The organism is Ligilactobacillus sp. MP3 (assembly GCF_024436335.1).
GTDB lineage: Bacteria > Bacillota > Bacilli > Lactobacillales > Lactobacillaceae > Ligilactobacillus > Ligilactobacillus salivarius.
The window spans coordinates 143,496-157,813 of record NZ_JANFQI010000003.1; the positions used below are offsets into that span (position 1 = coordinate 143,496).

13 protein-coding genes are annotated in these 14,318 nt (G+C 30.0%); all 13 read left to right on the forward strand.

All coding sequences use genetic code 11. From position 1 onward, the window contains the following. Positions 1–119 precede the first annotated feature (119 nt). The 13 genes from NOU10_RS03635 to NOU10_RS03695 all read left to right on the forward strand — a co-directional run bounded on the left by NOU10_RS03635 (position 120) and on the right by NOU10_RS03695 (position 14,286). On the forward strand, positions 120–947 hold the full coding sequence (locus NOU10_RS03635) for a glycosyltransferase (RefSeq protein WP_255906012.1): 828 nt from the start codon (positions 120–122) through the stop codon (positions 945–947). A gap of 78 nt (positions 948–1,025) precedes the next feature. Then, positions 1,026–1,895, forward strand: coding sequence for a glucose-1-phosphate thymidylyltransferase RfbA (rfbA, locus tag NOU10_RS03640; RefSeq protein WP_255906013.1), 870 nt, complete (start codon positions 1,026–1,028; stop codon positions 1,893–1,895). A gap of 4 nt (positions 1,896–1,899) precedes the next feature. Beyond that, entirely contained in the window at positions 1,900–2,481 is a 582-nt protein-coding gene (rfbC, locus tag NOU10_RS03645; RefSeq protein ID WP_003709486.1) for a dTDP-4-dehydrorhamnose 3,5-epimerase, read from the forward strand. Positions 2,482–2,492: 11 nt separating this feature from the next. Beyond that, positions 2,493–3,524 (forward strand): dTDP-glucose 4,6-dehydratase, encoded by a 1,032-nt coding sequence (gene rfbB, locus NOU10_RS03650; protein WP_003702299.1) that lies wholly within the window; start codon positions 2,493–2,495, stop codon positions 3,522–3,524. A gap of 55 nt (positions 3,525–3,579) precedes the next feature. Next, positions 3,580–4,416, forward strand: coding sequence for a dTDP-4-dehydrorhamnose reductase (gene rfbD, locus NOU10_RS03655; RefSeq protein ID WP_255906014.1), 837 nt, complete (start codon positions 3,580–3,582; stop codon positions 4,414–4,416). Between the two features lie 393 nt (positions 4,417–4,809). Further along, positions 4,810–5,973, forward strand: coding sequence for a beta 1-4 rhamnosyltransferase Cps2T (gene cps2T / locus NOU10_RS03660; RefSeq protein ID WP_255906015.1), 1,164 nt, complete (start codon positions 4,810–4,812; stop codon positions 5,971–5,973). A gap of 2 nt (positions 5,974–5,975) precedes the next feature. Then, a complete protein-coding gene (locus NOU10_RS03665; RefSeq protein ID WP_255906016.1) occupies positions 5,976–7,118 on the forward strand; it encodes a glycosyltransferase family 4 protein in 1,143 nt (380 codons plus the stop codon). Between the two features lie 189 nt (positions 7,119–7,307). Beyond that, on the forward strand, positions 7,308–7,790 hold the full coding sequence (locus NOU10_RS03670) for a DapH/DapD/GlmU-related protein (protein WP_370687294.1): 483 nt from the start codon (positions 7,308–7,310) through the stop codon (positions 7,788–7,790). 160 nt (positions 7,791–7,950) lie between these two features. Next, positions 7,951–9,333: a glycosyltransferase family 2 protein gene (locus tag NOU10_RS03675; RefSeq protein WP_255906018.1), complete on the forward strand. Its 1,383-nt coding sequence runs from the start codon at positions 7,951–7,953 to the stop codon at positions 9,331–9,333. Between the two features lie 23 nt (positions 9,334–9,356). After that, a complete protein-coding gene (locus NOU10_RS03680) occupies positions 9,357–10,193 on the forward strand; it encodes a glycosyltransferase family 2 protein (RefSeq protein WP_255906019.1) in 837 nt (278 codons plus the stop codon). Between the two features lie 29 nt (positions 10,194–10,222). Continuing rightward, a complete protein-coding gene (locus NOU10_RS03685) occupies positions 10,223–11,425 on the forward strand; it encodes a hypothetical protein (RefSeq protein ID WP_255906020.1) in 1,203 nt (400 codons plus the stop codon). 81 nt (positions 11,426–11,506) lie between these two features. Next, positions 11,507–12,559 (forward strand): hypothetical protein, encoded by a 1,053-nt coding sequence (locus NOU10_RS03690; RefSeq protein WP_255906021.1) that lies wholly within the window; start codon positions 11,507–11,509, stop codon positions 12,557–12,559. Between the two features lie 278 nt (positions 12,560–12,837). After that, the gene (locus tag NOU10_RS03695) at positions 12,838–14,286 is read left to right on the forward strand and encodes a flippase (protein ID WP_255906022.1); all 1,449 of its coding nucleotides are present in this window, start codon (positions 12,838–12,840) and stop codon (positions 14,284–14,286) included. Positions 14,287–14,318: the final 32 nt, after the last annotated feature.

The following is a 14,318-nucleotide window of genomic DNA, read 5'->3' on the forward strand; positions in this document are numbered from 1 at the left end:
ATAAAAGATGAGGAAATAATAGTGAAACTATCAATAGTAATGACGACATATAATGGCATGGAATATATAAAAAATCAATTGGATTCCAAGCTAATCAAAAAAGAAAAGCTGATGAAGTTTTGATATATGATGATGGCTCTCAAGATGGAACAATAGGATTTATAGAGGATTACATCAATAATAATGGATTAAACAATACTTGGAAGCTAATAGTTAATGAAGAAAATAAGGGTTGGAGAAGAAATTTTGTAGAAGGAATATGGGCATCTATAGGTGACCTAGTTTTTCCTTGTGATCAAGATGATATATGGCATGAAAATAAGTTAGAAACCATGGAAAATATTATGATTGAAAATCCTCAAATACAAGTCTTAACTACAAATGTAACAAATTTGTATGATAATGGGGATAGAAAATCAAGTAATAATCAGAATGGAAAAATAGTAAAAATTTCATGGAGAAAACGTATATTTAGGGTTGATGCACCTGGATGTGTATACTGTATTCGAAGAGGAATAGTTAACAAAAGTAAGAACTATTACAGAGTAGAATATGCTCATGACGATTATTTCTGGAAGTTAGGATTATTTGCTGATGGACTATATAATTTCAATAAAGATTTAATAGATTACCGAAAACATAATGATAGCACCTTTTCAGTTGAAGTTAGGAAAAATAGAAACTCAGAAGCACGTATCAAATGGATTAATATGGCATTGGATTATTGTAAAGATCTAACTGATTATGTAAAGGAAGATGATACAATAACTGAAAAAGATAAGAAATTAAAAATTATAAAGAGAAATAGAAAATATTTAAAACTAAGGAACAAATTTTATAAAACAGGTAATCCATTACTAATAATACCTATGTCAATGTATAGGGATTGTTATCTCCAATCTAGACAATTGCTAGGAGATATATATATAAAATATATTTCTAGATAATTAGTACCTAGATTATATAGTAACGTTATAGTATTATATAGAATGTATTATTAATAATTAATTAGGGTAGGTAGTTATATGAAAGGAATAATTTTAGCTGGTGGTAGTGGCACACGTCTTTATCCTATAACTAAGGGAATTTCTAAACAATTGATTCCTGTGTATGATAAGCCAATGATTTATTATCCACTATCAACTTTGATGCTAGCAGGTATAAGAGATATTTTAATTATCTCTACTCCAGAATACACTCCATTATTTAAACAATTATTAGGAGATGGGTCTGAATGGGGGATTTCACTTACATATAAGGTTCAAGAAAAGCCTAATGGATTGGCAGAAGCCTTTATTTTAGGTGCTGATTTTATTGGCAACGATTCAGTATGCTTAATCTTAGGGGATAATATTTACTACGGATCTGGCTTATCTAAGCTTGTACAAGAAGCTGCTCAAAAAACAAATGGAGCAACTGTTTTTGGTTATCATGTAAATGATCCAGAACGTTTTGGAGTTGTGGATTTTGATAGTAATATGAAGGCTTTATCAATTGAAGAAAAGCCTAAAAAACCTAAGAGCAGTTATGCAGTTACTGGTTTGTACTTCTACGATAATACAGTTGTAGAAAAAGCTAAGAATTTAAAGCCTTCTGATCGTGGTGAATTAGAGATTACAGATATTAATAAATTGTATTTAGATGAAGGTAAACTTGATGTTAAATTAATGCGACGTGGCTATGCTTGGCTAGATACTGGTACCCACGATTCCATGATGGAAGCGGCTAGTTTTATTGCTACAATTCAAAAACGTCAAAATTTGAAAGTAGCTTGTTTAGAAGAAATTGCTTATCGAATGGGTTACATAAATAAAGAAAAATTGGTTGAACTGGCACAAACAATGAAAAAAAATGATTATGGCCAATATTTGTTAAGATTAGCGAAGGAGCAATAATATAATGGGAAAATTAATTGTAAAAGAAACAAAATTACAAGATGTTAAATTGATTACACCAGCAGTATTTGGTGATCATCGTGGATTTTTCACAGAAAGTTATTCAGATCGTGATTTTAAAGAAGCAGGGATTGATTTTGACTTTATTCAAGACAATCACTCTCTTTCTACTCAAGCAGGTGTCTTACGTGGGTTACATTTTCAACGTGGTAAAGCTGCACAAACAAAGTTGATTCGAGTAGCAACTGGGGCAGTACTAGATGTAATTGTCGATTTACGTAAGGGATCTCCTACATATAAGCAATGGGAAGGATATATCTTATCTGAAAGCAATCATCGTCAATTATTAGTACCTAAGGGTTATGCTCATGGATTTGTTACTTTGACAGACAATGTTAATTTCCTTTATAAATGTGATAATTACTATGACGCAGAAGCTGATGGTGGTATTTCCTTCAAGACTCCTGAACTTAATATTGATTGGCCAATCGACTTAGATAAGGCTATTACATCTGAAAAAGATGCTAACCAACCTACTTTGACAGAATTTGAAAAAGACAATCCGTTTGTCTATGGTGAAATTTAGGAGGTAATTTGATGTTTAAGAATATTATTGTAACTGGTGGAGCTGGCTTCATTGGTTCAAACTTTGTACATTATGTAGTCAATAATCATCCTGAAGTTCATGTGACAGTATTGGATAAATTAACATATGCTGGAAATAAAGAAAATCTTGCTGGTTTACCAGAAGATCGCGTAGAGTTAGTGGTTGGAGATATTTGTGATAAGGAATTAGTAGATAAGTTAGTTCAAAATGCTGATGCGGTGGTACATTATGCTGCTGAAAGTCATAATGATAACTCACTTAGAAATCCTGATCCTTTTATTCAAACTAATATTGTTGGGACATCAGTTCTAATTGAAGCATGTACTAAGTACGATGTACGTTTCCATCATGTTTCTACTGATGAAGTTTATGGTGATTTACCATTACGTGAAGATTTACCAGGCCATGGTGAAGGTCCAGGAGAAAAATTCACGCCTGAATCTCCATATAAGCCAAGTAGTCCTTACTCATCTTCAAAGGCAAGTTCGGATTTGTTGGTTAGAGCATGGGTACGTTCATTTGGGTTAAAAGCAACTATTTCAAATTGCTCAAACAACTACGGTCCTTACCAACATATTGAAAAATTCATTCCACGTCAGATAACAAATATTTTAAGTGGTATTCGGCCAAAATTATATGGAACAGGTAAGAATGTACGTGATTGGATCCATACTAATGATCATTCAAGTGCTGTTTGGAAGATTTTGAATGAAGGTAAGATTGGCGAAACATACCTAATCGGTGCTGACGGTGAAAAGAACAACAAAGAAGTTTTAGAATTAATCTTGAAATTAATGGGACAACCAGCAGACGCTTACGATCAAGTTAAAGATCGTCCAGGACATGATTTGCGTTATGCTATTGATGCAAGTAAATTACGTAATGAATTAGGTTGGGAACCTCAATATACTAACTTTGAAGAAGGTCTAAAGGCAACAATTGATTGGTACACTAATCATCGTGAATGGTGGCAAGATCAAAAGGATGCAGTTGAAGCTAAGTACGCTAAAAACGGGCAATAAAAATTTCCCCAGGTTTTCCTGGGGTTTTACTTTATCATTGGAAGGAAGATATTAAATGAAAGTTTTGATTACTGGTGCAAATGGACAATTAGGTCAAGAAATGCAACATCTGTTAGATGAACGTGGACAAGAATACCTAGCAGAAGATTCACAAGGATTAGATATAACAGATAAGGAAGCGGTAGATGCTTACTTTGAAAAGAACAAGCCAGAAGTAGTTTATCATTGTGCAGCCTATACAGCAGTGGATAATGCTGAAGGAGAAGGTAAAGAACTTAACTGGAAAGTTAACGTTGATGGAACAGAAAATATTGCCAAGGCATGTCAAAAAGTTGGGGCAACATTACTTTATGTAAGTACAGATTATGTCTTTGATGGTAATCGTACAAGTGGTGAATATTTACCAGATAATCCTAAAGGTCCACGCAATGAATATGGTAAAGCAAAACTTGCTGGCGAAGAAGCAGTACAAAAATATTGCGATAAGTACTACATAATTAGAACGGCTTGGGTATATGGACAATGGGGACATAATTTCGTATACACTATGTTAAATCTAGCAAAGAATCATGATAAGTTAACAGTTGTTGATGATCAGGTAGGACGCCCTACATGGACTAGAACATTAGCAGAATTTTTGACATATTTAGTAGATAATAAGGTTGAGTATGGGGTATATCATTGCTGTAATGATGGTCAATGCTCATGGTATGAATTTGCTAAAGAGATATTGAAAGATACAGATGTTGATGTACAACCTGTAACTTCAGATCAATATCCAACAGCTGCATTTAGACCACATTATAGTGTAATGAAGTTAGCCAAGGAAACAGGCTTTGTATTTCCAGATTGGAAAGAAGCGTTGGATGAGTTTTTAAGTGAAGTTAAGTAAAATTAACAAGTGAATAATTTTGTTAGAGTCTATTATTATATCTATAAAGTAATAATAGGCTTATTTTAGTTATTTGCGTATTTAGACACCGAAGAAATATAAAAATTTATGCAAGTAAATATTAAATTTGCAGAAATTAGAAAATTGGTCCTGTGTCTAAAATGGAAAATATGGATATTATATAAAATAAAATTAGCTGTCAATAATTAAAAAGTTTTGTATCCATAATTAATAAGTATTATTTAACATTGCTTGTTTAGTAACTATGTAATAAAATAAAAACCAGGTTACAATTTGTATCGTGAAAAAGGGAAAAGGGCATTATATGTATCATATAAATGTTTTCAAAATAAAATTAACGTACAATCAATTAATTATGAGAAGGAGTTATTAATGAAAGACGTATTTATTGTTGGTTCAAAGGGGATACCAGCCAATTATGGTGGTTTTGAAACATTTGTAGATAATTTGGTAACAAGACAAGTTAATCCAAAAATAAAGTATCATGTGTCATGTATGACTTTTGATAAATCCGTAAAACAATATGATTATAATGGAGCTGAATGTCAAGAAATATATGTTCCTAACATAGGTGGAGCAAAGGCTATATTATATGATTTGAGAAGCTTGGATTGGGCATTAGATACTATTAAAGAAAGAAACTTAACAGATGGTATTGTTTATATTTTAGCTTGTCGTATAGGACCATTCTTACATAAGTATATTAAAAAGTTCCATAATCATGGTTTTAAAGTATGGGTTAATCCTGATGGACATGAGTGGAAACGTGCTAAGTGGTCTGCACCAGTTCGTAAGTACTGGAAAGTTTCAGAAAAATTAATGGTAAAGAACGCAGACTTTTTAATTTGTGATAGTAAATCAATTGAAGAATATATACATGAAGATTATAGAAAATATAATCCACAAACTACTTTTATTGCATATGGTGCAGATATAACACCATCTACTTTGAAGCAAGATGATAAAAAAGTGGTTGATTGGTTTAATAAACATGATGTGAAGTTAAATGAGTATTTCTTGATTGTTGGGCGATTTGTTCCAGAAAATAATTATGAAACAATGATAAAAGAGTTTATGAAAAGTAAGGTAAACAAAGATCTAGTTATTATAACTAATGTAGAAAAAAATGCTTTTTACAATAGTTTGAAAGAAGAAACTCATTTTGAAAATGATAAGAGAATCAAGTTTGTAGGAACTGTTTATGATGCAGAATTATTGAAGTTTATCCGTGAAAATGCTTTAGGATATTTGCACGGACATTCTGTTGGAGGAACAAATCCTTCATTGTTAGAAGCTCTTGGAAGTACCAAAATTAATCTACTCTATAATGTAGGATTCAATAAAGAAGTTGGAGAAGATAGTTCACTATACTGGTCTTTAGAAGACGGAAGTCTAGCCAATAAGCTAAATGAAGTTGAAGAAATCTCAGTAGAAAAAGAAGAGAATTTTGGTAAGTTAGCTAAGCAACAAATTATTGATAATTATTCCTGGGAAAAGATTGTCAATGATTATGAAGAACAATTTATGCGAGGGTAATGATGAAAAACATATTATATTTACATGCAGGTGCTGAAATGTATGGTGCGGATAAGATACTATTGGAGCTAGTTACTGGTTTAGATAAAAGTAAATTTCATCCCATTGTTGTCTTACCTAATGATGGAATATTAAAAGACAAGTTGATTGAAAATGGTATAGAAACATATGTTGTTCATTATCCGATACTAAGACGTAAATACTTTAACTTAAAGGGTATTATAAATTACGGACTGAACTATTTTGGCAAATCCAATGAGATAGTGAAACTTCTAAAAAATAAAAGAGTAGACATCATTCATGCGAATACAACTGCTGTATTAGAGGGAATATATTTAAAAAAGAAACTAAAGTGTAAATTAGTATGGCATGTTCATGAAATTATTTTAAAGCCAGCTATAATAAATAAAACTATCAGTTATCTAATAGGTAGGTATGCAGATAAATGTGTAGCAGTATCTAAAGCTGTAAAAAAGCACTTGATTGATTCGAAATTCATAGATGAAAATAAGGTAGAAGTTATTTATAACGGAGTAGATACAGAACGATTTAATCCTAATGTAGAAAATAAGTATTTATACAAAGAATGGAACGTGCCTGATGAGGCTATTAAAATTGGTATGATAGGTCGTGTTAATGCCTGGAAAGGACAAAATGACTTTCTAGATGCAGCTGAGGGATTGCTGAAGAAATATTCAAATTTATATATTTTTATAGTAGGTAGTGCATTTGCTGGTGAAGAGTGGCGTGTGGACGAATTAAAGAAGAAAATAGCAGATAGTAAAAATAGAGACAGAATTGTCTTTTCTGAATTTAGAACAGATACGCCGGAGATACATAGTTTTTTTGATGTTTTAGTATTACCAAGTACTAATCCAGATCCTCTTCCAACAGTAGTTTTAGAAGCTATGGGGTGCGGAACCCCTGTTGTCGGATATAATCATGGCGGAGTCACTGAAATGGTTGTTAGTGGTGAGACAGGTTTATTGGCGGAAGTTAAAAACAGTAAAGATTTAGGAAGAAAGATTCAGCAGGCTTTAGAGTCCGATTACAAATTGATGGGGCAAAAAGCACGTGATAGAGCAGTAAAGAATTTTTCAGAATATAGTTTTATTAATAATTTTTCTAAAGTATATAATATTTAAAGAGGAGAAATGATACCAAGAATTAATAAAAAAATTTCGAATATAGATAAGCTAAGTATATATGTGAAAACAGCTTTTAAACTTTTTAGAGGGGGGATCAAAGGCGTAGGAATAAAGAAAAGATTTCCCATTTTTATAGGTAGAAGGGTAGAAATTACACATAAGAAAAACATATATTGTGGGAAAAATGTGAAATTTGAATCTTATTCAGAAATTCATGGTTTAGCAACTAATGGATTGAGATTTGGAAATAATGTGACAATTGGAAGATTTACTAGCATACGTCCTTCTAGCTACTATGGCGTAGGGCAAATGGGATATGGTTTAGAAATTGATGATAATTCTTCAATTGGGCCATATGGCTATATCGGCTGTTCAGGAAAAGTTAAAATTGGAAAGAATGTAATGATAGGCCCAAGAGTATCTTTATTTGCCGAAAATCATAATTTTTCAGAAAAAGATAAGTCTATAAAAGAACAGGGCGTTAATAATAAAGGAATAATCATTGAAGATAATTGTTGGATAGGCAGTGGAGTCATTATTTTGGATGGTATAACAATCGGATCAGGTTCTGTAATTGGAGCGGGAACATTGGTTACAAAGAACATTCCTAAAAATACAGTTGTGTATGATAAAAGGAATAAAAACGTGAAGGATAGATTTTATCTGTAACTTATGATAAAGAAGATAAGATTCATCCTATTATTAATATATCAAATCTATATTGAAAGTATATATTAAATATACTAATTTTTATTATATTAGAAAAAACGATTATTTTTGCGTTACCTAAATATATAATGGTTTAATTTAGAAAATTGAGGAGAGTTATATGAAGATTGTATCCTTTACAATGGTTAATAATGAAGCAGAGATAATAGAGTCTTTCGTTCGTTATAACTATAATTTTGTTGATCAAATAGTAATAATTGATAATGGATGTACAGATAATACTATAGAAATAATAAATCGATTGAAAAGGGAGGAAGACTATAAAATTGATGTATATGATGAATCTTTAGAAGTATATGATCAGTTTAGATTAGATAACAAGTATTTAAAGAAAATATTGGCAGAATATAACGCTGATATTATACTACCATTAGATGCAGATGAATTTATTTCAGGTGAGGATAATCCGCGAAAAATATTAGAAAATTTGTCATTGGATAGTATTTATTATGTTAATTGGAAGTGGTATGTCCTTACGGGTGATGAAGATTATTCAGAGAATTTTATTCCTAGGAGAGTAATGTATCATTTAAAAAAAAGAGCATGGAATTTATCAGATGGTACTTTAGTTACGAAAGTAATTATACCTGCCAAGTATTTTAAGGATAATAAACTGACATTAACTATGGGGCATCATGATATTTTTGGTAGTAACCATATAAATAAGAAACAATTAAAAAATATGTGGATTGCACACTATAGAGCTGTAAGTTCTAAGCAAATAGTTTCAAAGACGTCAACATATGTTATTAGGGATATTGCTACTATGTCTAACAATATTGAAACGGCTCAAAGGACTAATCAATTATATGATATAAAATATAATAATGGGGATGTAGACAGTATTGCACGTGAAGTATCTTATGGTGGATATGAAGGTGAGATAGAGTATGAACCATTAGATTTAAAGTTTTGTTCTGAAAATACAAGTAATATACGGTATAATTCATTATCTAATGAATCAATGTCTGATTTGCTAATGAGGACAGGTCAAGAAATGGCGATGAGAGTATACAATTTAGAAAGGAAAATAAAAAATAGATCTTTATTCAAACCAACTATATTTTGGCTAGATGGTGTGAGAGGAGAAGAAAATTTATTTCCTAATCCGTCAGTAAAATTAACATTGTTAACCTTTAAGTATAATGTACAAGCGTATATAACTGAATATAAGCAAATAGAGTTTTTAAAATACAATTATCGATTAATTATAACTCCTAAGAATATAAAATTTTTACCTCATAAATATGTAGTTATACCCGATGAAAATTACTTAGAAATTAAAAATAAGCTTATTGATGCAGGAGTAGGTAAGAAGAGTATTGTTTCGTTAAGAGAGTACAAAAAGAAAATCGGTATACTAGGTAATATCTATGCAAATTTATGCTTATTACCAAGATTGACTAGTAGGATAATGCAGTATGTAAAAAGGAACGGTGTATCACATGCTGTAGAGAAAATAAAAAGTAAACTAGATAAATAATATTAGCAAATGGAGGATTAAGGATGGATTTATCAGTTATTATCCCAATATATCATGGAAGAAAGTATATACCTAGTTTATTAAAAATGTTGGATGAAAACATTTCAAATGCTAAAGAGTATATGATAGAAGTAATATTAGTTAACGATTCTCCAGATGAAACTATAGATGATTTAATTATGGGATATAATAATATTTTTGTAGTTAATAATAAAAGAAATCTTGGGATACAAGGAGCCAGAATTCAAGGTATAAAAGAAGCACATGGGAAATATATATTAATGCTTGATCAAGACGATGAATTAAAGGAATATGCTATTCAAAGTCAATTAAGTAAAATTAAGGGTTACGATGCAATTTTGGCTAATGGATATTCGGAAGATAAGGATAATAATAAAGTTTCTTTGTATAAAAATAAAAGACAAAAAAAGTTAGTAAATAGTTTTAAGTATTATTTGTATTATGGTAACATGGTTGCTTCACCAGGAATGGTTGTTATAAAGAAAGATAAAATACCTAAGGTTTGGTTGGAAAATATTTTAACAAATAATGGTGCAGATGATTGGTTACTGTGGGCATCATATGTAAAAAAAGGTTGTAAATTTAATATGAATGCAGATTATATATATACACATAGAAATGTTACAACAAATTTTTCTAATGATGAAGATAAAATGCTTACATCATCTATGGAAGCTTTGAATATGATGAAAAATAACATGAGTTATAAAGAATATAATATTCATAAGCGAAGGTTAAATATGAGAAGAAAAATTTTAAACAATCCTAATTCCAAACTGTTAGAGTATTTAAAAAATATAGATATAGCTACATATTTATTATTTTATAAAATGATTTAGATTATAAAATAGGAAGGGGGATGCTAAGAATGATAGTTGTGAAAAAAGAAACAGTAGGGAATATTGCCGTTTTTTTAATGTTTTTCTTCATAACATTAGGAAATTCACAATTTTTTACTGAAATAGGAATTAATAATTTTTTCATTTATATAGGATATAGTATTGTATTAATGAAAATATTATATGAGTTTAAAACAAATCTGACCTCTTATTTTGTAAAGAGATTGTTATTATTTTTTGTATTAGTATATTTATTCAGCATAGGAATTATAAAGCAAAATAATTTAGAAAATCTAACAAAATTAAATTTAATTTTGTCCATGTGTTTAATTGCTTTAGTAGCAGTATTATCTGAAGGGATTCTAAATAGTACTGAGCAATTTAAGTTTATTAGCTATGCAATATTTTGGGCATGTATACTTGCTACTTTTTTAGCTGTAATCAAGGGAGTATCTGTAACATCTTTGGCAGTAGAGGGTGCAGGTGGATCAAATTATGGTTTTACAGGTGGATTACAACATAAAAATTATTTTGGAGTAGCCTCACTCGCAGGATTTATTTCTGCGTACATCAGTAATAAGAAAGAAAATAAATTCTTATTATGGGTATATTTGATATTTATCATAATATCAAATGCAAGGACAGCATATATACTATTTATTTTATTTATTATAATAAGTAATGCAACAAAAATTAAGAAAATTAATATGACCAAAGCACAATTACGGCTTGTTATGATGCTATTTTCAATATTTATTATATTATTAATGATTTTAATGTACAAAAAAGTAACATCTGGTAGTGAATCTTATCAATATAGATATCAAGGATTAGTTAATTACTTAAATATGTATGGCGAAAATAAATTTTATATGACTTTTGGTAACGCTGAAATGGCATTTAGAAATTCTGGTCAATCGTATACATATAACATACGCTCTGTGACTGGCTGGAATGGAACAACAGAATTATCGTTGCTGAGTATTTTAGTAAAAAATGGTTTAATAGGTATGATTGGATACATAATTATTTTTGGATATCGTCTAATACAGATCTTATCGATGAGTTTTTCAAAAATAAAATATGATGTTCTAGCTATCTGGGTGATATTCTTTACATCTGGATTTGTAGAAACGTATGTAGCAAATATTAATTTGGTGTTTAATCCTTTTTGTTATATTGCTATGGGTTCTTTATATAATATATATGTAAAGAAGTATTCTTTGAAATGATCTAATATTCTGTGTTTTTAAAGTAGTAGTTAAAAATAAATTGTACAATTATTTGAGTCTAGAAAGGAGTAGATATAAAGAATGAATAATTATAAGATATATATTGTATCTCCATATAAGAAGACAGGTGGCCCTAGAAGTTTACATCAATTAGCAAATATGTTAGTAGATAAAGGAAAAGAAGTCTATATGATTTATGGGGACCACGGGCCAATAATGGATGTGGATAAATTACTTTACTCCGATTGTAAGGCTGAATTAGCGAATTCTATTGAGGATAGAGCAGAAAATATATTGATTACGTCTGAGTACGATACAGGTTGGCATTTACGTTATAAAAAAATAAAAAAAGTGGTATGGTGGCTTTCCCTAACATCTTATTTCCAAAATAATCCGAGGATAGCTGCAAGAGACTGGACTGTAGGAAAGGGAAGAAGCAGACTTTTAATCCCTATCATGTATATAAAATGGAAAATTAAATGTTTTAGAACCAAAAGAAATATGAAGTACTTGAAATCTAATGGAGAGTTACAAAAATGTTATCATTTATACAATTGCGATTATGTAAGAGATTATTTAGTGTCTCGTGATATAGATAAAAAAAATATGCAATATTTGTGTGGACCAATTGATATTCCTAAAATTAATAAAGTTGATACTATAGCAAATAAACAGGATATAATTTGTTATAGTCCAGCAAAGATGGATATGAAGAATTTCCGTCATATAATGGAATTAGTCAAAAAAAAGAATAGAAGTTATAAATTTGTAGAATTGGCTAATATGAGTCATGAAGAATTGATTAATAATTTAAATAAAGCAAAGTTATATGTAGATTTTGGATACTTTCCGGGGCCTGAAAGAATACCTAGGGAGGCGGTTAGTCAATTTTGTAATATTTTGACTTCTAGAGATGGTAGTGCTGCTAATGAAGTTGATATACCAATTCCAAACGAATTTAAATTGGATTACAGAAACCTATCATTTGAGAAAATAGCAAATATAATTAGTGATATGGTGAATAATTATAATAGTAATTTATCTTTTTATGATAGTTATAGAGAAAAAGTAGCAGATCAAATTGTACGATTTACAAATGATATTGACAGAGTGTTAATTTATTTAGAAAAATAATATGGTATATATAATTTTTGTTGAATTGTAATGTTGTACAGTAATTCATTAGAGAATGAGACCAGAAAGAAAACAAATATTAGTTCAATAGGCCTATTTAAAACTAATTGGTACAATGATTATAGTTATAGTTGCAAATAAAATTATGTGTAATTTTATCTACTTGGGAATATGCTGGCCTAATCGGTAAGAAATTAAATTTAGGAGTAAAAGATTTTATTGATATAGAGAGGTATCTAACTCTTTGTGATACTACAGAAGTAAGGGAGTCTGCTATTTTGAAAAGAAAGTCATTAGGGCTTAACGCATTATTAAATAGTTTACAAAGCCTATTAAATTTAATATTTCCATTAATAACATTTCCATATATTTCGAGGACATTGGCAGTAGATGGTGTGGGAAAATATAATTTTGCTAACTCTATTGTAAGTTATTTTATTTTATTAGCTGGACTAGGAATTAGTAATTATGCAGTTCGTGAAGGCTCTAAATTACGCAATGATAGGAAAGCCATTAGTGGTTTTGCGAGTCGGGTTTTTACTATTAATATGATTTCTACAATTATTTCATATATATTATTAATCATGACAGTTATTTTAACACCTAATTTACATAAGTATACTATAGCTATTTTTATTTTTAGTATTCAAATTTTTTTTACAACTGTAGGTACAGACTGGGTATATACAATTTTTGAAGAATACGGGTACATTACAGTTAGGAATATAATTTTTAAAATTTTTTCTATAATCTTATTGTTCGTATTTGTACGACATTCAGATGATTATTTAAATTATGTTGCTATCACTGTTTTTGCTTCAACAGGATCATATATATTAAATTTTTTTCATGCCAAGAACTATTGTGATATTAAATTTGACTTTAATTTTAATTGGCGAGAATATTTAATCCCAATCTTAATAATTTTTGGTTCACGAGTTGCAATACAAATATATCTTAGCTCTGATGTAACGATGCTAGGTTTTTTGCAAAATGAGTATGTTGTTGGTATCTATAGTACTGCAACAAAGATTTATGGAATTGCAGCTGCTATTCTAACAGCAGCTACTGCTGTAACTATCCCACGTCTTGCAATGCTTATGGGCCAAAATAGAATGGAGGAGTACAATAAGCTATTAAAACAGGTACTGAATGTAATGCTATTGATTATTTTGCCTGGAATAGCAGGATTATTCATGGTGAGTAAAGATGTTATCCTTATTCTTGCTGGTGAAAAATATTTACGTGCATCTTATGCATTGAGAATTAGCTGTTTTGCAATGCTGGGCAGTGCGATGAGCGGTATATTTAATCAATGTGCGTTGATACCTGCAAAAAGAGAAAAGAAGACTCTAATTTCTTCAGTAATTAGTGCTTTACTAAATATTGGGCTTAACTTTATCTTAATTCCAATTATTGCTGAGAAAGGTGCTGCTTTAACTACTGTTTTAGCTGAATTTACAATGATGTTTATGAATTTTTACTTTAGTAGAGATATAACAGGGTTTGTCTTTAAAGACAGAGAAACCTGGAAGAATATTATTACTGTGTTATTAGGATGCGTGGGAATTATAGCGGTGTGTGCACTTTCATCGGCTCTTTTTCAACAGATGTTTATTAGGTTAGTTGTTTCTGTAATTAGTTCAGTTATTGTTTATTTGGCTATATTACTAGCAACTAAAAACCAAGTGGCTTTAATATTTCTAAGTAAGGTAAGACATGGATAGTCTCTTGGAGATAAATTATATTTAGGGAGAGA